Here is a 17,945-nt window from a genome sequence, read left to right as displayed (position 1 = left end):
CAACCGAGGATTAGAAATGCGTAAATTTGCCAGGCTTTCTTTAGCAACTTTCGTCGCGGCCACGATCGCCGCGGGCGCAGCCGCTCCTGCCTTCGCAGGCGGCAGCTACTACAAGGGCGTGTCACCAACGCCGGTCAACGAAGGCCACCGGAGCGAGAAGTACAATCCGCCCGGAAAGACCGTAAACCGACCGCCGCCGAGAAACGGCTCCTACTACAAGGGCATCATGCGCAAGTAGGAAGGGCAGGTGTGAGGCCGAAAAAAAATGCCGTTGGCGCGCGGCCACGGCTTCACCTCTCAGACGGTGGCACCTGGAAAACAGGAAAGGGCGCGGTGGCGCCCTTTCGTTCAGATCAGAACATGGCTGAGAATATCGCCTTCGCTGACCACCATGTTCGGCGGATAGCCTTCGCGCAGATAATGCTTGCGGTCGCTATCGGAGGTGATGAACACGGCGGTGCGGGCCATCTCGTCCGCCGTCAATTGTGTCGTTGGCGGCACGACGGCGATTTCGGAGCGCAGTCCCAGCTCACGCAGCAGCGCCTCGATCGCGCCGTGGTCGTCCACGCCGTGAAGGACAAGCCGATCGACTTCTGCGATCGCGTTCGTGTGCCACGTGACGGTCTGGAGCGCGACCATGAGGGGCAGCGCCGCCCTTGTCTGCTGAACGTCGGGATGGTGCTCGAAGCCGCCCAGCATCAGCCGTGTATAGAGCTCATAGGCGCGAACATAGTCTTTCTTCAGCACCCACATGCGCAAGGCGACGCTCATGCGGACCATGGTGAAGTCCCTGATCTGCGCATCGAAATAGGCACGGCGATCGGCGGTCAGCTTCACAGCACCGCGTTTGGCGCCGCTATAGATGAAGTACTCGAGACCGCCGCGATACGTATCCCACCCGGTCAGCGTTTCGGCGTGGCCGGCCTGCGGCCGATCGCGGACGATCTTGGAGCGTATCACCTGGCGGTAGAAAGGCTTCTTCAGGAAGGTGACGGCACCGAGTTCGAGAAAATGTGCGAGATAGGAGAAGGCCCAATAGGCGAAGTGCCGAGGCGCCCAAGCGGAGCGCAGGGCCGAGGTCCGGTAGATGCCGATCTCGGGAAAGACATGTCGGTCAACGAGAAAGTCGAACACCGGCTCGAATTCCCTCTTCTTGAACTTCGTGTCCTTGTCGACCGAGAAGAACGGCGCGTTGTCACGGCCGTCGACCTCGTCATGGGTGTACCAGGGCGCAAAACAGGCGGTCACTTCCGGATTGAGGTCCAGATACCGGATTGCCTCGCGCAGGCCATCGTTGATGAGCACGTCGTCGTCGGCGAGGTAGAGCGTGTACTCGCCGACCGCGCGGCTGACGGCACTGATGACGTTGGGAATCGCGCCGAAATTCTCCGACTGACGGAAATAGCGGATCGGCAGCCCCTTGGCGACAAAACGATCGACGATCTCCCGGGTGCCGTCGGTCGAGGCGTTGTCGGAGATGATGATCTCGTACTTGAAGGAGAACTGGTAGAGTTCGACGAAGTAGCCGAGCGCCTTTTCGAGAAAGGGCGCGCGGTTATAGGTGGGAATGCAGATGCTCAGCTTGACCTGGCTCACTCGCCTCTCCTCAGTCATGTGCGACATCGAGCCCTCGGCCAAGCCGCCGGTCGCGTCTCCGTTGCTTGCACGCCGGCACGAGAACAGCGGTAGCTGGCGATGCAACGGCAGGGCAGGGACCAGGCGCCTCCGGGCGCAATGGGCAGCGCGTCGGGGGGCCATTCCTAGGGCTCCCTTATTCCGCTTCGATCTTGCCTGAGCCTTGTCTTGAATGGAGGCGGTTCAGGCGGCCGCGATTGCGGCCTTCGTTAGCGAATTGTTAACCATGCTGGCGCAATCTCGATGGTTGTAACAATAGCGCTCGAACCTGGAGCTTATCGAGCTTTCCGCCCAAAAAGCAGACGCATTCGTTCATTCCTAAGGGAGCAGAGACAAGGATGTACGATATGGCAGCTCACATGATGAAGATGCTGATGAGCATCATGGCTGCGTTGTCGCTCGGCTCGCTGCTGTTTCTGCTGGCTGTCCTCTAGCGGCGACTTCGGGCGACGCACCACTCAGGGATAGAGGTAGAATTCGTCCCAGCTCTCGTGCGGCACAAGCTCGCCGATCTTGTATTCGAAGGACAGGACATCCAGGTGCTCCGTATCGGTGCGGCACTTGAACTTCAGCTTGTACCATTCACCCTTGCTGCGGAACACAGCGCCCGGCGCCTTCATCTTGTCTTCCTTCACCACCGGTTCGGCGAAGGTGTAGGCGATTACCTTGTCCGGCTTGAAGGTCGACTTGTCGGCATTGATGCGCTCCATCGCCTCGGTGTCGCAGCGCTGTTCCAGGCGGGTCTGCGGGTCAAGCTTTTCGAACTGGCGTACCAGAGACTGATCCATCGCCAGCGCCGGGGAAAATGTGGCAGCGAAGATGAGCGGGTACGCGAGTAGCTTCATGCTTGACGGACTCCTGATCATGCAAAGAACCGGACCGGCAAATCACTACCGGTGCGCGTCTGCGGTTTCAGTTAAGCTTTGTGGCCATTCCAAGGCAGGCCGCGCTTGCGAAACGCCGAACTACGTTTCCGATACGTCGATCCACTCTGCCCCGGTCAGTTCGGCGATGCGGGCGGGGCTTATGTGCACGGCCGCATTGGTGGCGCCGGCGGCCGGCACGACGATGTCGTAGGCCTTCAGCGACAGGTCGCAGTAGATGCTGTGCGGCTTGGCAAGGCCGAAGGGGCAGACGCCGCCGACCGGGTGGCCGGTCTCGGCTTCGACTTCGTCGAAGCCGAGCATACGCGCCTTGGTGCCGAAGCGGGCCTTGTACTTCTTGTTGTCCAGGCGGGCGTCACCACGGGTGACGATCAGGATCACGTCGTCGCCGACGCGAAGCGCCAGCGTCTTGGCGATCTGGGCCGGCTCGACGCCATGGCCCTCGGCCGCAAGGGCAACGGTGGCGGTGCTTTGTTGTAGCTCGATGACGTCGATGTCGGGGGCATGCTCGGAAAAGAAGTGTTTGACGGAGGTCAGGCTCATGGCGAACAGTTCACGTTATTAAAAGGCAATGGCGGTCAGCCGCGGCGCGAAGAGCGCTATGATCTTGTGTGCCGGGCGCGCAAATCTCTCAGTCGTCGTTGGAGGCGTCAAGGTCTTCCGGGCGCAGACCTTCCTGCTGTGGTGGCAGGTAGCCGTGGCTGGTGAACCAGCTCTCGAGGATTGCGATGATCGCCTGGTCCCGCGTCTGCAGGCCCGGATGATCCGCGATGAAATGCTTGAGCGCCGTTTCGATCTTGTCGGTGTAAAGCGCGTTCATGCTCGCCTCCGTCTGGCAATGTAAGACTTTCCGGCCAATGACCTGGCCAGCAGATCAGATTGCTACAGCACCCTTCGCGCGTCCAGATGGAGCGACCCGGGGGGCTCCCAGGCGCAAAGGGTTGCTGCTGCCGGATAGTGTGGGATCAGGCCTGTTTGACGATGCGGATCAACACCAGCAGGATAACGGCGCCGATCGTTGCGTGTAGGATCGCCGAGAGGATGCCTGTCCCGAGGCTGATGCCGATCGCCGGGAACAGGAAGCCGGCGATGAAGGCGCCGATGATGCCGACAACCATGTTGCCGATCAGGCCGAAACCGCCGCCCTTGACGATGAGCCCGGCGAGCCAGCCCGCAACCGCGCCGACAATCAGGAAGACGAGAATGCTTTCAATGCCCATGAATGGTTCCCTTTCCAGTGGATCTGAAAAGGAAAGATAGATCAGGAATCGAAATCAGATAGGGGGCAATTTCATCGCGCAGCGATTTTTTGAGCAGTCGAGCGCGAGGTTGCTGCGCCGCGCCCAAGATGGGAGCACGGCGCTGCTAGATCACGGTCAGACGATACCGCCTCCGCCACCGGCAACGGCCGGGCGTTCCGCCGCGACTTTCGCGCGGTAACCGCTCTTGCGATAGGTCGCGACAGGCGCGACCGCCCCGCCGCTTTCAAGCCGCGCCATGGCAAGGATCGGCTCGACGTCGGTGCGGAAGGCCGTCTTCAGCGTCTCGCTCGCCATCAGAGCGTCATTGTCGTCCTGGCAGGTATCGAGCGCCTTGCGATCGACGATCAGCGCCTGGGCATAGGCCCGGCAGACCTCGGTCGCACTCGTCATCAGGCTTTCGATCGGGTCGGTGACATTGTGGCTCTGGTCGAGCATATGCGCCGGCTCAAAGCCCTTGGCCCCGCGCGTTTCCGCATCCACCAGCTCGTTGAACACGAGGAACAGGCGGTAAGGGTCGATTACGCCGGTGTCTAGATCGTCATCGCCGTACTTCGAATCGTTGAAGTGGAAGCCGCCGAGCTTGCCGAACTGGATGAGGCGGGCGACGATCATCTCGATATTGACGTTCGGCGCATGGTGGCCGAGGTCGACCAGGCAGAAGGCCTTGGGTCCGAGTTCCTGGGCGATCAGATAGTTGCTGCCCCAGTCCTGCACCACGGTCGAATAGAAGGCAGGCTCGAACATCTTGTGTTCGGTAAAGACCCGCCAATCCTCCGGCAGCGCCGAATAGACCGATTTCATCGCGTCGAGATAACGCTCGAAGGCGCGGGTGAAGTTGCTCTGGCCGGGGAAGTTGGAGCCGTCGCCGACCCAGACCGTCAGCGCCTTGGAGCCGAGTTGCCGCCCAATCTCGATGCATTCGAGATTGTGTTCCACCGCCTGGCGGCGCGTGGCGGCGTCGGCGTGCGACAGCGAGCCGAACTTGTAGGAGTGTTGCTGGCCGGGCGCGTCGGAGAAGGTGTTGGAGTTCATCGCGTCGAAGCCGAGACCGAGCGACGTGCCCTTCGCTCTCAGTTCGGAAATGTCATTCACCTTGTCCCAGGGGATGTGCAGCGAGACGGTCGGGGTCGCCCGGGTCAACTGCTGGATGACGGCGCAATCTTCGAGCTTGTCGAAAATGTTGCGTGGCTCGCCCTTGCCGGGGAAGCGGGCAAAGCGCGTACCGCCGGTGCCCACACCCCAGGAGGGGACGGCGACGCCATAGGCGGCGACCTTGCGCTTGATCGCGTCGATCGAGATACCACGGCGGTCGAGCCGCTCGCCGAGGCTTTCATAATCCCGGCGAAGTGCAGTGAGCCGGCTTTCGTTCTCGGCCTCGACCGTTGCCTGGCTGATCATGGTGGTCGTCATGAAACTCTCCTCGATCAGCGGGTGAAGGACTGGGCGTTGCCCGCGTCGACATTGATGATGTTGCCGGTCGATTTCGCCGACATGTCGGAGGAAAGGAAGTAGATCGCCTCGGCGATATCCTCGGGGAAGACGCTGAGCTTCAGCATCGAGCGCTCGCGATAATGCGCCTCCAGGTCGTCGACATCCATCTTGTAGGCGGCGGCACGCTGCTCCTTCCATTCGCCGGTCCAGATCTTCGAGCCGCGCAGAACCGCGTCCGGATTGACGACGTTGACGCGGATCTGTGCGGCAGCACCTTCCAGTGCCAGGCAGCGGGCGAGATGGATCTCGGCGGCCTTGGCGGTGCAATAGGCCGACGCGCCGGGGGAGGCGGCAAGGCCGTTCTTGGAAGCGACGAAAACGACGTTGCCGCCGGCCTTTTGCTGGCGGAAGATGCGGAAGGCCTCACGCGAGACAAGGAAATAGCCGGTCGTCAGAATGTCGATGTTTTTGGTCCAGAGCGCCAGCGTCGTGTCTTCGATCGCGGCAGACGAGGCGAGGCCGGCGTTGGAGACGAGAATGTCGAGACCGCCGAAGGCAAGCAGCGCGTCGGCGAAACCGCCTTCGACCGCCGCTTCGCTGGTGACGTTCATGCTGACAGAGCGGACGAAATCCTTGCCGTAGCGCGCGGAAAGCTCGCTCGCAGCGGCGCTCAGTGCGGTTTCGTCGATATCGGCGAGCACCACGCAGGCGCCTTCCTGCATCAGCCGGTTGGCCGTCGCCTTGCCGATGCCGCCGGCGCCGCCGGTGACGAGCGCGATACGGCCGGCCAGGCTCTTCGGTTTCGGCATGCGCTGGAGCTTCGCTTCCTCAAGCAGCCAGTATTCGATGTCGAAGGCTTCCTGTTCCGGCAGGCCGACATAGGTGGAGACCCCGGAGGCACCACGCATGACGTTGATGGCGTTGACATAGAATTCGCCAGAGATGCGGGCGGTCGCCTTGTCCTTGGCAAAGGTGATCATGCCGACGCCGGGCACTAGATAGACCACTGCATTCGGATCGCGCATGGCGGGACTGTCTTCGTGCTTGCAGCGCTCATAGTAGGCCGCATAGTCGGCGCGATAGGCGGCAATCGCCTCGGGCAGTGCTGTCAGCGTCTTGTCGACATCGGGACTGGCCGGGTCGAAATCGACCACCAGCGGGCAGATCTTGGTGCGCAGGAAATGGTCGGGGCAGCTGGTGCCGAGTGCTGCGAGCGGCTTCAGGTCACGGGCGGTGACAAAATCAAGCACGGCCTGGCTGTCGTCGAAATGACCGACCTTGCGCTCGTCTGCGCTGATCAGGCCGCGGATGACGGGCATCAGCTTGCGAGCGACGTCGGCACGCGCGGCAGCATCAAGCGTCGCAGTGACTGCCCCACCGAAGGCAGGCTTGGTGTTCTCAGCCTCGAACCAGGCGATCGCCTTGTTGATGATCTCGATCGTCGTCTCGTAGGCCTCTTTCGCCGTATCGCCCCAGGTGAAGAGGCCGTGGCTTTCGAGCACGACACCGCGCGCCCGGGGATTTTCCAGGCAGAATTTTTCAAGCCACAGGCCGAGCTCATAGCCCGGACGCTTCCACGGCAGCCAGCCGATGTCGTCGCCGAAGATCTTCGCTGTCAGTTCGCGACTGTTCTTTGACGCGGCAATCGCGATGATCGCATCGGGATGCATGTGGTCGACGTGCTTCTTCGGCACATAGGCATGCAAAGGCGTGTCGATGGATGCGGCGCGCGGATTGAGATTGAAGGTGCAATGCGGCAGGTAGCCGACCATCTCGTCTTCGAATGCGACTCCGCGGTAAATCGACTTCAGCGCGTTGAGCTTGTCCATATAGAGYGTGGCAAAGCCGTCGAGCTTGATCGTTCCGACATCACCGCCGGAGCCCTTGACCCAGAGAACCTCAACCGTGCCGCCACCGAGCGGATCCTTCTCCATCACCTTGGCCGAGGTATTGCCGCCGCCGTAGTTGGTGATGCGCTTGTCGGAGCCGAGCAGGTTCGAGCGATAGAGCAGGCGCCCGGATTCGCTCATGCCGGCAGCCTTTGCCTCGTCCCAAAGGTTTGCAAGTCGTGCGCCCTGCTGCTTGTCAAGCATCTCGAATTCCTCCCGGTCAGATGCCGCGCGGCTTGGCGACCGCGCAGAGATGTGGTTGGCATCAGATCACAGGACTTGAGTGTTAAAGTCAATCAAAAACGATCAAGTTCGCGCATATTGCGCTGCACAATGAAAAAATATGATTGATTGTGATTGACAATGGTCGATCGTGATGGAAGCATGAAAAGCATCGGAGGAGCGCATGCACGAGAAAGAAAGACACCGGATCATTCTGTCGGCGGTTCAGGAAAAACCCGTCGTCACCGTCCAGGAACTGGTCGATCTGACCGACAGTTCCGAGGCGACGATCCGGCGTGATATTGCAGCCCTCCACGTGCAGAAGAAGCTGCGCCGGGTGCGCGGCGGTGCGGAAGCGATCAACCCGCCGCAGTTCGTCGGGCTTGCCGGTCGGCCGTTCAAGGTCAACGAAGGTCTGCACGCCCGCGAAAAGCAGGCGATCGCCAAGGAGGCGGTGGCGCTTTGCGAAGATGGCGAGCCGATCATCATCAATGGCGGCACCACCACCTTTCAGATGGTGCATTTCCTCAGCAATCGCCGGATGCAGGTCTTCACCAACTCCTTCCCGATCGCCGAGCATCTGCTGAAGCATTCGAAGAATACGGTGATGCTGTCGGGCGGCACGATCTACCGCGAGCAGAACATCATCCTCAGCCCCTTCGACAATGACGTGACGCGCAATTTCTATGCGCGCCGCATGTTCATGGGGGCGCAAGGATTGGGACCGCTCGGCCTGATGGAGGCCGACCCGCTGCTGATCCAGGCGGAGCAAAAGCTGATCGACCAGGCGGACGAACTCGTCGTGCTGGTCGACTCATCGAAATTTCACAAGCGCTCCAGCCTGATCCTGTGCGGATTGAAGCGGATCGCCACGGTGATCACGGATTCGGGCATCGAGGACAGGCATGCCGCGATGCTCGAAAATGCCGGTGTGAGGCTGGTCGTTGCCAGCGGCAGAGCCGGCACGGATGCAGAGAACATGTCCTCGTCCGCCTGAGGCGGAGGAGGGAGGGGAAGGTGGCGGTCACGGCCGAAACGGCCGGGTCGTCGCCGAACGGAGGAATTCGCGCCGGATGCGATTTTCGCGCACCGGACAATGGGAGGAAATGAGCATGAAGATCCTGAAGTCACTGATGGTAACGGCCGCCGTATCGCTGGCGCTGATGGCCAATGCCGCGCATGCGGAAAACAAGAAGATCGCGCTCGTCGTCAAGGCGCTCGGCATCGGCTTCTTCGAAGCCGCCAACAAGGGCGCGCAGGAAGCCGCCAAGGAACTGGGCGACGTCGAGGTGATCTACACCGGCCCGACGACGACGACCGCCGAAGGCCAGATCGAGGTGATCAACTCGCTGATCGCGCAGAAGGTCGACGCGATCGCGGTCTCCGCCAACGATACCGACGCTCTCGTTCCGGCGCTGAAGAAGGCGATGGATCGCGGCATCAAGGTCATTTCCTGGGATTCCGGCGTCGCCAAGGACGGCCGCCTGATGCACCTGAACCCGTCGTCGAGCCCGCTGATCGGCAACATGATCATCAAGCTCGCCGCCGACAACCTTCCCGAAGGCGGCGACGTCGCCGTGCTTTCGGCAACGGCAACCTCGACCAACCAGAATGTCTGGATCGAGGAAATGAAAAAGGTGCAGGGCAACTACAAGGGCATCAATGTCGTCGCGACCGTTTACGGTGACGACCTTGCCGACAAGTCCTACCGCGAAACGCAGGGCCTCATTCAGTCCTATCCGAACCTGAAGGCGATCATTGCACCCACCTCGGTCGGCATCGTCGCAGCTGCCCAGGCCGTCACCGACGCCGGCAAGATCGGCCAGATCAACGTCACCGGTCTCGGCCTTCCCTCGGAAATGGCCGGCCACGTGAAGTCGGGCGCCTCCAAGTCCTTCGCGATCTGGAACCCGATCGACCTCGGCTACTCCGCAACGATGATCGCCTATGACCTGATCAACGGTGCCGAAGCCAAGCCCGGCGCAGAACTGAAGATGGGCCGCATGGGCGCCGTCAAGCTCGACGACAACAACGAAGGCGCGATGGCTGATCCGTTCGTCTACGACGCCAAGAACGTCGAGGAATTCGCCAAGATCTTCTGATCGGGTGAACCGCCTGGCCGATGTCGGCCTCATCCTTGCGGGGAGGCTGCCCTTCATCCGCCTGCCGGCACCTTCTCCCCGCTTACGGGGAGAAGGGACGAGCGGCAACGGTTTGCCTTCGTCCTGACGAGGGGAAGGAGCGCGGCATACTCGTTCCCTCTCCCCGTCCGCGGGGAGAGGGTTAGGGTAAGGGGCAACCTCGCGCAGCCCAATGCGGGCATACGAGTCCCGAACGACTTTGCGTCATCGAAACACTGAACTGGTGGACTGTCTCTTGCTGCAGGATACGCTCACATCGCGGATGAAGCCCGCCATTGCGCTCGAGGGGATCTCGAAGTCCTTCCCCGGCGTGAAGGCGCTCTCCGACGTCTCGCTGTCGCTCTATCCGGGATCTGTGACCGCGCTGATCGGCGAAAACGGCGCCGGAAAATCGACGCTGGTGAAGATCCTGACCGGCATCTACCAGCCGGACCATGGCACCATCTCCGTTGCCGATCGGGAGGTACACTTTCCGACAGCGCTCGCGGCGGCGCGTGCAGGCGTCACGGCGATCCACCAGGAAACCGTACTTTTCGACGAACTCTCGGTCGCCGAGAACATCTTCCTCGGCCATGCCCCGCGCAATCGTTTCGGGCTGATCGACTGGAAGAAGCTTAATGCCGATGCACGCGCCCTGCTCGCGCGCGCCGGTGCCGATTTTGATCCGACGATCCGACTGCGCGATCTCGGTATTGCCAAGAAGCATCTCGTCGCGATCGCCCGGGCGCTATCCGTTGATGCCCAGGTGGTCATCATGGACGAGCCGACGGCAGCGCTGTCGCACAAGGAAATCAATGAGCTCTATGCCCTCGTCGAGCGGCTGAAGGCCGACGGCAAGGCGATCCTCTTCATCAGCCACAAGTTCGATGAGATCTTCCGCATCGCCGATCGCTACACGGTCTTCCGCGATGGAGCCATGGTGGACGAGGGGCTGATTGCCGATGTCAGCCAGGACGAACTGGTGCGCCTCATGGTCGGTCGCGCCGTCGGATCGGTCTATCCGAAGAAGGACGTCGCGATCGGCGAACCGGTGTTGACCGTTTCCGGCTACCGCCACCCGACCGAATTCGAAGATATCAACTTCGAGCTTCGCCGCGGCGAGATTCTCGGCTTCTACGGCCTTGTCGGCGCCGGCCGATCGGAGTTCATGCAGTCGCTGATCGGCATCACCCGTCCATCGGCCGGTGCGGTCCGGCTCGATGGCGAGGTGCTGGTCATCCGCAGCCCCTCCGAGGCGATCCGGTCAGGTATCGTCTATGTGCCGGAAGAGCGCGGCCGGCAGGGCGCGATCATCGGCCTGCCGATCTTCCAGAACGTCACCTTGCCGTCGCTGTCGCGCACCTCGCGCTCGGGCTTCCTGAAACTTGCCAACGAGTTCGCGCTCGCCCGCGAATATACCTCGCGTCTCGATCTGCGCGCCGCCTCGCTCGATCAGGATGTCGGCACGCTCTCGGGCGGCAACCAGCAGAAGGTCGTCATCGCCAAGTGGCTGGCGACCCGGCCGAAGGTGATCATCCTCGACGAACCGACCAAGGGCATCGACATCGGCTCGAAGGCTGCAGTGCACGCCTTCATGAGCGAACTGGCGGCGCAAGGCCTCAGCGTCATCATGGTCTCCTCGGAAATCCCCGAGATCATGGGCATGTCCGACCGTGTCATCGTGATGCGAGAAGGACGGATCGCCGGTCGTTTCGAGCGCGCCGATCTGACGGCGGAAAAGCTGGTGCGTGCCGCCGCCGGCATCCAGGAGGCCGCGTGATGGCGAAGTTTCTTAGAAATCGCGAATTGCTGCTCGTCGGCGCGATCGCCGTGCTGCTCGCGCTGATCACCTGGCGCTTCCCGCCCTTTGTCGCACCGGCAAATCTGGCACGCGTCTATAACGACACCTCGATCCTGATCATTCTGGCCCTTGGCCAGATGGCGGTGATCCTGACGCGATGCATCGATCTCTCGATGGCCGCCAACCTGGCGCTCTCGGGCATGGTGGCGGCGATGCTGAACGCCGCCTTTCCGGGCCTTCCGATCCCGCTGGTCATCCTCGCCGCCATGGCGCTCGGCACGCTGCTCGGCATGATCAACGGCGCGCTCGTGTGGAAACTCGATATTCCGCCGATCGTCGTCACGCTCGGCACCCTGACCATCTATCGCGGTCTGATCTTCCTTTTGAGCGGCGGCAAGTGGATCAACGCGCACCAGATGAGTGATGCGTTCAAGGCGCTGCCGCGTGCCGAGCTCATCGGCTTTCCGGTTCTTTCCTGGCTCTCGCTTGTCATGATCGGACTTGTCTTCCTGCTGATGAGCCGGACGGCGCTCGGGCGCGCCTTCTACGCCGTAGGCGGCAATCCGCATGCGGCCGTCTATACCGGGATCGATGTCGGCCGCACCCGCTTCTCGGCCTATTGTCTTTCCGGTGCGCTCGCCGGGCTTTCCGGCTACCTCTGGGTATCGCGCTACGCGGTTGCCTATGTCGATATCGCAGCCGGCTTCGAACTTGACATCATCGCCGCCTGCGTCATCGGCGGCATCTCGATCGCCGGCGGCATCGGAACGGTGGCCGGCGCCGTGCTCGGTGCGCTGTTCCTCGGCGTGATCAAGAACGCGTTGCCGGTCATCAACATCTCGCCCTTCGCCCAGCTGGCGATTTCGGGCATGGTCATCATCATTGCTGTCGCCGTCAACGCCCGCGCCGAGCGGCGCAAGGGACGCGTCATTTTGAGAAAGGCGGAGGCTGTCTGATGGCCGAGACACACCTTACCCCCCGCAACATTCCCGACCGGTTGGAAGGTCGCGGCGCGCGCCTGTTGAAGAGCTGGGAAAGCCTGCTGTTCGTCGTTGCCTGCCTCATCTTTCTCGGCAACTCGCTGGCCTCGCCCTACTTCCTCGACCCGTGGAACCTTTCGGACGCGACCTTCAACTTCACCGAAAAGGCGATGATCGCCTTTGCCATGGCGCTGGTGATCATCTCCGGCGAGATCGATCTGTCGGTGGCGTCGATCATCGCGCTTGCCTCGACGGCGATGGGCTATGCCGTCCAGCTCGGTTTCGATACGCCGGCGCTGGTGGTGATCGGCCTCTCCGTCGGCCTCATTTGCGGCGCCATCAACGGCCTGCTGATCACCGGCCTCGGCCTGCCATCGATCGTGGTCACCATCGGCACCATGAGCCTGTTCCGCGGGCTCTCCTTCATCATCCTCGGCGACCAGGCCTTCACTGGTTATCCCGACAACTTCTCCTGGTTCGGTCAGGGCTATGTCTGGTGGGTCTTTTCTTTCGAGTTCACCCTCTTCGTCGCGCTTGCGGTGGTCTACGGCGTCGTGCTGCACAAGACCAATTTCGGCCGTTCGGTCTATGCCATCGGCAACAACCAGACGGCGGCACTCTTCTCCGGTATCCGCGTTGGGCGCATCAAGTTCATCCTGTTTCTCCTGACCGGGCTGATGGCCGGGCTCGCCTCGATCTGCCTGACCTCGCGCCTCGGCTCCACCCGCCCATCGATCGCGCTCGGCTGGGAACTCGAAGTGGTGACGATGGTCGTGCTCGGCGGCGTCAATATTCTCGGCGGCTCCGGAACCATCCCCGGCGTCGTGCTCGCGGCGCTGATCATGGGCATGGTGACCTTCGGCTTCGGTCTGCTCAATGTGCCCGGTATCGTCATGTCGATCTTTATCGGCCTGCTGCTGATCTCGGTGATCGCACTCCCCATCCTCTGGCGGCGTGCCCGCCGCCGTCTTGCGCATTGAGGCTCTGATGGAAAAATACGCATTCCGCATGCGGCTGAACCCGGGCATGGCCGCCGAATACAAGGCGCGGCACGACGCCATCTGGCCGGAGTTGGCGGCGCTTTTGAAGGGAGCCGGCGTCTCCGACTACTCCATCCATCTGGACGAGGAGACCAACCTGCTTTTCGGCGTGCTCTGGCGCACCGGCGATCACCGCATGGCCGACCTGCCGTCCCATCCGGTCATGCAGAAATGGTGGGCCTACATGGCCGACATCATGGAAACCAAAGCCGACAACGAGCCGGTGGCGGTGCCGCTGACGACTGTTTTCCATATGGACTGATAAGATGCGGGTTGTTGGCGTTATCGATATCGGCAAGACCAATGCCAAGGTCGCGGCCGTTGATCTCGACCGTTTCGAGGAGATCGCCGTGCGCAAGACGGCAAATGCTGTACGCGCCAGCGGTCCCTATCCGCATTTCGATGTCGAGCGCCTCTGGGCCTTCCTGCTCGAGAGCCTTGCGGCGCTCAATGCCGAACACGCCTTCGAGGCAATCTCGATCACCACCCATGGCGCGACCGCGGTCGTGCTCGATGCATCGGGCGACTTGGCGCTTCCGGTACTGGACTACGAATACGCTGGCCCCGACACCCTCGCCGCCGAATATGATGTGGCGCGGCCGCCGTTTTCGGAGACCGGCTCGGCACGCCTGCCGATGGGGCTCAATGTCGGCGCGCAGCTCTATTGGCAGCAAAAGACCTTCCCGGCTGAGTTTGCCAGGGTCGCCTCGATCCTCACTTATGCGCAATACTGGACCTACCGGCTGACCGGCGTGCTCTGCAACGAGCTCACGTCGCTCGGCTGTCACACCGATCTCTGGAATCCGATAGCTGGCACTTTCTCTTCTCTGGTGGAGCGTCAGGGCTGGCGGCCGCTTTTCGCGCCGGTGCTGAAGGCGAGTGATGTCGCTGGTGCTCTGCGAGCGGAACTCTGTGCTGCAACCGGGATTGCGGCCGGGACGCCCGTCTATTGCGGCATTCATGATTCCAACGCATCGCTGCTACCGCATCTACTGACGCGGGCCTCGCCTTTTTCGGTGGTTTCTACCGGCACCTGGGTCGTCATGCTGGCGGTCGGTGCGGAGCCGAAGGCGCTCGACGAACATCGCGACACGCTCATCAACGTCAATGCGCTCGGGGATCCCGTGCCCTCCGCCCGTTTCATGGGTGGCCGTGCCTTCCAGCTTCTCTTGGGGGAGCGGGCGGTTCCAGCGTCGTCGGATGTGGCGGAGGCGGTCGCGAAAGCCGGCCATATGCTACTGCCTTCCATTCCCGAGGGATCCGGTCCGTTTCCGGCGTCGAAGGCGGTCTGGACGGCCGACGATCAGACGCTCGCTCCCGCCGAGCGTTTCGCCGTCGTCTCGTTCCATCTGGCACTGATGACGGCCACCTGCCTCGATCTGATCGGAGCTCGCGGCGAGGTCGTTGTCGAGGGACCGTTTGCCGTCAACAAGGCCTATCTGCGCATGCTTGCTGCGGCCACAGGCCGGCCAGTCTTTGCCGATCCTCACAATGTTACGGGTACGAGTCTCGGCGCAGCCTGCCTCATAAAGGGATCGAGGGTCAGGACCGGGGTCGAGCCGGTTGCAAGTGAGATACCCGAGAGCTTTGTCAGCTACGCGAAGGCGTGGCGCAAGGCCGCTCTGCAGCATGCGGGCAAAGAAAAACAGCCGTAGAACTCCCGTCGACGGCCGCAAGATGCTCGGTTGTGTCAGTAAGAGACGGGCGTGGGCCCGATCAAAACACGGAACTGCGCTTTGCCGACCGGTTGTGTTCGATGTTGAGCACGATCGATACTGCCGTCATCGTCAGGATTGCTGTAAGTGCGGCGCCAATACCAAGAACAATCATTGTTCGTTTCCTGTAAGCGCATCGTCATGATGTCGCCTTGACCGGTGCGAAGGTTTCTTCGCGCATCGAGCGCCCACTTCACTTTCGCTTCGATACGCGAGCGCAAGTCAAGGTACAATTCTAAACTCTTGTGATTGAGAACCTGTTGAAATCCGGGGCCTTTATTACAGTTTTGTTGCGGTGCAAAAATCGCCTGCGAAAACACCCCGCGAATTTTAGTGATTCCGATTAGAGGCTAGGGACCGTTAACCTTCAGGCAAGGAATTAACCATAAACATGGTCCCACACGTCGGAATGGGATAATTCACAAGTCTCCTCAAGGCATGATGCCGCCCCGCCGTACCGGTTCCGGTCCGGTATCCATTCTTCACCGAATTAACTTGCGGGATGAACGATAGCAGACGCCAGCGGCGGGGGCTGATCTCATCGATGTGGCGTGCACGTCCGGTGGACCGTGGCTCCCTTTGAACCTCCCCAGGGCAAATTCGAATGCACGCACTACCCGGGGATCAGCGTTGAGGCAGGAAGCATCGTCAGAACAGGCAAGGAAGGGCCAGGCAGGCAGCCTGCTGGAGCGCTTGCGTTTTGCCGGGCTCGACGAGGAAAGCTGCAACCGCGTCCGCGACCACAGGCAGAAGCTTTCTCCCCGCATCGACCAGGCGCTTCGTGACCTTTTCCAGCGCCTCCAAACCTATCCTGATGCCTCCCGCCATTTCGACAGCGACCGCCAGATCGATCGCCTTCAGGATCTTCAATCCTCGCACTGGAACGTGCTGACCGACGCGCGCTTTGACGGGCTCTATGCCGAGCGCGTCAAGGTCCTCGCCGATACCGCAAGCCGCATGGGTCTCGATCCGCGCTGGCAGATGGCAAGCCATGCGGTCGTGCTCGAGCAACTCCTCGTAGGCCTCATCGAAGACGCCTGGCCACGATCCTTCCTGCCGATGGGCAAGACGCGACGCCGCGAACTCTGCGACCTCGTCGCCGCGCTCGTGCGCACAGTCTTCGTCGACACCGAAATCGGCGTTTCGCTGCGCTTCAACGCACTGCGTCAACAGCACCAGCGTCAACTGACCGAGCAGCGCAGTGCCGACGAGCAGGAAGTCAAGGCGCTCTTCGGCGACTTTGCCGAGAGCCTGAGCCACGGCGATCTCGGTGCTCGGCTGCCGGAAGCAACGGCGGAAGCCTATCAGCCGATCGTCGCCAGCCTGAATACGGCGCTGGAGCAAATCCAGCAGAGCCTGCAGGCATCTGATCAGCACAATCGGTCCGCAGAAGCCCTGGTCGATCGCATGCGCGCAAACGCGGCAACCTTCTCGGACAAGGCGACCGCCGAAGCCGATGCGCTGTCCGGCCAGCTTGCAGCGCTCGCCGACATGGCCGGTCGCATGACGAGCGGCTCCGGCCGCATCAGTGCGACGGAGACGAAGGCCAACGAAACCCGCATCGCGGTCGAGCGCAGCGGCGAAATCGCTGGTCAGGCGATCACGGCCATGGCCGACATCGAGGCATCCGCCGAAAAGATCGGTCAGATCATCGGCGTCATCGACGAGATCGCCTTCCAGACCAATCTCTTGGCGCTGAACGCCGGCATCGAAGCGGCCCGCGCCGGCGACAGCGGTCGCGGCTTTGCGGTCGTCGCCCAGGAAGTGCGCGCGCTCGCGCAGCGCTCCGGTGAGGCGGCACGCGAGATCAAGCAGCTCGTCACCGGCACCAAGGCGCAGGTCGAAACCGGCGTCGAGATTGTCGGCCGCACCCAGGACGCGATCAGCAACATTGTCGAGCAGGTCACGTCGATCAATTCGGCGGTGTCGGGCATTGCCCGCGAAGCTGAGCAGCAGGTGGGTGACCTCCGGGGCGTTGCCGCCGAGATCGGCACGATCTCGCAGGGCGTGCAGGCAAGCGCTGTCTTGGCGGGAGAAACCGCGCGTTCGTCGGACGATCTCCACACCGTCATCGTCGAGCTTGGCGAGACCATCCGTCGGTTCCGTCTTGAGCGGCGCCATCCCGTTTCGTCAGCCGTCGGTCGCGAACCGAGCCGGCCGACCCCGCGCGTGTTTGCCGAGGAGCCGACGGTCGCGCTGTTCGACGATGGGCCGCAGCGGCAGTTCGCCGGATGGCAGCGCTGAGTTCAAGGGCAGTACAGAGTTAGCAGTCGAGGAAGACAGGAATGGCCAGCAAGAAGACCGCTCAGAAGACGCTCAGCCTCGCTCCGGTGTTGGACCTGAACGAGGCGACGGCGTTGCATGAGAAGCTGCTCGCGCTCAAGGGCAGCGACATCGTGATCGACGCCTCGGCGGTCGAGCGGGTAGGGACGCTTTGTGTCCAGGTGCTGATGGCCGGCGCCAAGACCTGGGAAGAGGATCATTTGTCTTTCACCTTCAGCAAGGTGTCGGACGCTTTCGAGAAAACGACACAGCTCATCGGGGTCGAGATCGACCACCTGGTGGCAAAGGAGATTTGAGAAATGAAGAAGCGAGTTCTGACGGTCGACGACTCCCGCACGATCCGAAACATGCTGCTGGTCACGCTGAACAATGCCGGGTTCGAAACGATCCAGGCCGAAGACGGCGTCGAGGGTCTTGAGGTGCTGGAAGAAGCCAACCCCGATGTGATCGTCACCGACATCAACATGCCGCGTCTCGACGGCTTCGGTTTCATCGAAGGTGTGCGCAAGAACGACCGCTACCGCGCCATTCCGATCCTGGTTCTGACCACGGAAAGCGATGCGGAGAAGAAGAACCGTGCGCGTCAGGCGGGAGCAACGGGCTGGATCGTCAAGCCGTTCGACCCGACCAAACTCATCGATGCAATCGAGCGCGTAACGGCCTGAAGTCCGGGGATAGCCTCC

18 protein-coding genes are annotated in these 17,945 nt (G+C 61.9%); 11 read left to right on the top strand and 7 right to left on the bottom strand.

Features of this window, described 5'->3' with window-relative positions:
• Positions 1-16: 16 nt before the first annotated feature.
• On the top strand, positions 17-238 hold the full coding sequence (locus AB4Z53_RS02670; RefSeq protein ID WP_113536465.1) for a hypothetical protein: 222 nt from the start codon (positions 17-19) through the stop codon (positions 236-238).
• A gap of 110 nt (positions 239-348) precedes the next feature.
• Here AB4Z53_RS02670 and AB4Z53_RS02665 read toward each other — a convergent pair whose 3' ends face one another.
• The 7 genes from AB4Z53_RS02665 to AB4Z53_RS02635 form a co-directional block, all read right to left on the bottom strand.
• Positions 349-1,596, bottom strand: a complete 1,248-nt coding sequence (locus AB4Z53_RS02665) for a glycosyltransferase family 2 protein (RefSeq protein ID WP_441594522.1) — start codon at positions 1,594-1,596, stop codon at positions 349-351.
• A 497-nt stretch (positions 1,597-2,093) separates the two neighbouring features.
• Entirely contained in the window at positions 2,094-2,480 is a 387-nt protein-coding gene (locus tag AB4Z53_RS02660) for a DUF930 domain-containing protein (RefSeq protein WP_223726395.1), read from the bottom strand.
• Positions 2,481-2,600: 120 nt separating this feature from the next.
• Positions 2,601-3,062: a YbaK/EbsC family protein gene (locus AB4Z53_RS02655; RefSeq protein ID WP_113536462.1), complete on the bottom strand. Its 462-nt coding sequence runs from the start codon at positions 3,060-3,062 to the stop codon at positions 2,601-2,603.
• An 88-nt stretch (positions 3,063-3,150) separates the two neighbouring features.
• A complete protein-coding gene (locus tag AB4Z53_RS02650) occupies positions 3,151-3,339 on the bottom strand; it encodes a hypothetical protein (RefSeq protein WP_291152923.1) in 189 nt (62 codons plus the stop codon).
• Positions 3,340-3,484: 145 nt separating this feature from the next.
• A complete protein-coding gene (locus AB4Z53_RS02645) occupies positions 3,485-3,739 on the bottom strand; it encodes a GlsB/YeaQ/YmgE family stress response membrane protein (RefSeq protein ID WP_034796969.1) in 255 nt (84 codons plus the stop codon).
• 156 nt (positions 3,740-3,895) lie between these two features.
• The gene (gene rhaI / locus AB4Z53_RS02640; protein WP_441594519.1) at positions 3,896-5,191 is read right to left on the bottom strand and encodes an L-rhamnose catabolism isomerase; all 1,296 of its coding nucleotides are present in this window, start codon (positions 5,189-5,191) and stop codon (positions 3,896-3,898) included.
• 14 nt (positions 5,192-5,205) lie between these two features.
• Positions 5,206-7,305, bottom strand: coding sequence for a bifunctional rhamnulose-1-phosphate aldolase/short-chain dehydrogenase (locus AB4Z53_RS02635; protein WP_441594517.1), 2,100 nt, complete (start codon positions 7,303-7,305; stop codon positions 5,206-5,208).
• A gap of 202 nt (positions 7,306-7,507) precedes the next feature.
• Here AB4Z53_RS02635 and AB4Z53_RS02630 point away from each other — a divergent pair, with 202 nt between their 5' ends.
• From AB4Z53_RS02630 to AB4Z53_RS02585, 10 genes are all read left to right on the top strand, one after another.
• A complete protein-coding gene (locus AB4Z53_RS02630; protein ID WP_113536458.1) occupies positions 7,508-8,320 on the top strand; it encodes a DeoR/GlpR family DNA-binding transcription regulator in 813 nt (270 codons plus the stop codon).
• 115 nt (positions 8,321-8,435) lie between these two features.
• Entirely contained in the window at positions 8,436-9,425 is a 990-nt protein-coding gene (rhaS, locus tag AB4Z53_RS02625) for a rhamnose ABC transporter substrate-binding protein (RefSeq protein ID WP_113536457.1), read from the top strand.
• A gap of 301 nt (positions 9,426-9,726) precedes the next feature.
• Positions 9,727-11,223, top strand: coding sequence for a sugar ABC transporter ATP-binding protein (locus tag AB4Z53_RS02620; RefSeq protein WP_113536456.1), 1,497 nt, complete (start codon positions 9,727-9,729; stop codon positions 11,221-11,223).
• Positions 11,220-12,200, top strand: coding sequence for an ABC transporter permease (locus tag AB4Z53_RS02615; RefSeq protein ID WP_223726400.1), 981 nt, complete (start codon positions 11,220-11,222; stop codon positions 12,198-12,200). Before AB4Z53_RS02620 ends, AB4Z53_RS02615 begins: the two co-directional genes overlap by 4 nt.
• Positions 12,200-13,204, top strand: a complete 1,005-nt coding sequence (locus AB4Z53_RS02610) for an ABC transporter permease (RefSeq protein ID WP_441594514.1) — start codon at positions 12,200-12,202, stop codon at positions 13,202-13,204. Before AB4Z53_RS02615 ends, AB4Z53_RS02610 begins: the two co-directional genes overlap by 1 nt.
• A 7-nt stretch (positions 13,205-13,211) precedes the next feature.
• On the top strand, positions 13,212-13,526 hold the full coding sequence (gene rhaM / locus AB4Z53_RS02605; protein ID WP_441594513.1) for an L-rhamnose mutarotase: 315 nt from the start codon (positions 13,212-13,214) through the stop codon (positions 13,524-13,526).
• A 4-nt stretch (positions 13,527-13,530) separates the two neighbouring features.
• Positions 13,531-14,919 carry an FGGY-family carbohydrate kinase gene (locus tag AB4Z53_RS02600; protein ID WP_113536452.1) on the top strand — a complete coding sequence of 463 codons (1,389 nt, stop codon included), beginning with the start codon at positions 13,531-13,533 and terminating at the stop codon, positions 14,917-14,919.
• 690 nt (positions 14,920-15,609) lie between these two features.
• Positions 15,610-17,223 (top strand): globin-coupled sensor protein, encoded by a 1,614-nt coding sequence (locus AB4Z53_RS02595; RefSeq protein ID WP_441594511.1) that lies wholly within the window; start codon positions 15,610-15,612, stop codon positions 17,221-17,223.
• A gap of 41 nt (positions 17,224-17,264) precedes the next feature.
• Positions 17,265-17,558, top strand: a complete 294-nt coding sequence (locus AB4Z53_RS02590) for an STAS domain-containing protein (protein WP_065372388.1) — start codon at positions 17,265-17,267, stop codon at positions 17,556-17,558.
• 3 nt (positions 17,559-17,561) lie between these two features.
• Positions 17,562-17,927: a response regulator gene (locus AB4Z53_RS02585; protein ID WP_025425897.1), complete on the top strand. Its 366-nt coding sequence runs from the start codon at positions 17,562-17,564 to the stop codon at positions 17,925-17,927.
• Positions 17,928-17,945: the final 18 nt, after the last annotated feature.

This window comes from Ensifer sp. 2TAB8, from assembly GCF_052115125.1.
GTDB lineage: Bacteria > Pseudomonadota > Alphaproteobacteria > Rhizobiales > Rhizobiaceae > Ensifer.
Note: the sequence above shows the minus strand (reverse complement) of the source record. Positions and strands in the feature narration are given on the sequence as shown.

Coding starts and splice junctions, on each gene's coding strand:
- AB4Z53_RS02670 (WP_113536465.1), top strand. CDS start 17: ATGCGTAAATTTGCCAGGCTTTCTTTAGCAACTTTCGTCGCGGCCACG.
- AB4Z53_RS02660 (WP_223726395.1), bottom strand. CDS start 2,480: ATGAAGCTACTCGCGTACCCGCTCATCTTCGCTGCCACATTTTCCCCG.
- AB4Z53_RS02655 (WP_113536462.1), bottom strand. CDS start 3,062: ATGAGCCTGACCTCCGTCAAACACTTCTTTTCCGAGCATGCCCCCGAC.
- AB4Z53_RS02650 (WP_291152923.1), bottom strand. CDS start 3,339: ATGAACGCGCTTTACACCGACAAGATCGAAACGGCGCTCAAGCATTTC.
- AB4Z53_RS02645 (WP_034796969.1), bottom strand. CDS start 3,739: ATGGGCATTGAAAGCATTCTCGTCTTCCTGATTGTCGGCGCGGTTGCG.
- rhaI (WP_441594519.1), bottom strand. CDS start 5,191: ATGACGACCACCATGATCAGCCAGGCAACGGTCGAGGCCGAGAACGAA.
- AB4Z53_RS02630 (WP_113536458.1), top strand. CDS start 7,508: ATGCACGAGAAAGAAAGACACCGGATCATTCTGTCGGCGGTTCAGGAA.
- rhaS (WP_113536457.1), top strand. CDS start 8,436: ATGAAGATCCTGAAGTCACTGATGGTAACGGCCGCCGTATCGCTGGCG.
- AB4Z53_RS02620 (WP_113536456.1), top strand. CDS start 9,727: ATGAAGCCCGCCATTGCGCTCGAGGGGATCTCGAAGTCCTTCCCCGGC.
- AB4Z53_RS02610 (WP_441594514.1), top strand. CDS start 12,200: ATGGCCGAGACACACCTTACCCCCCGCAACATTCCCGACCGGTTGGAA.
- rhaM (WP_441594513.1), top strand. CDS start 13,212: ATGGAAAAATACGCATTCCGCATGCGGCTGAACCCGGGCATGGCCGCC.
- AB4Z53_RS02600 (WP_113536452.1), top strand. CDS start 13,531: ATGCGGGTTGTTGGCGTTATCGATATCGGCAAGACCAATGCCAAGGTC.
- AB4Z53_RS02590 (WP_065372388.1), top strand. CDS start 17,265: ATGGCCAGCAAGAAGACCGCTCAGAAGACGCTCAGCCTCGCTCCGGTG.
- AB4Z53_RS02585 (WP_025425897.1), top strand. CDS start 17,562: ATGAAGAAGCGAGTTCTGACGGTCGACGACTCCCGCACGATCCGAAAC.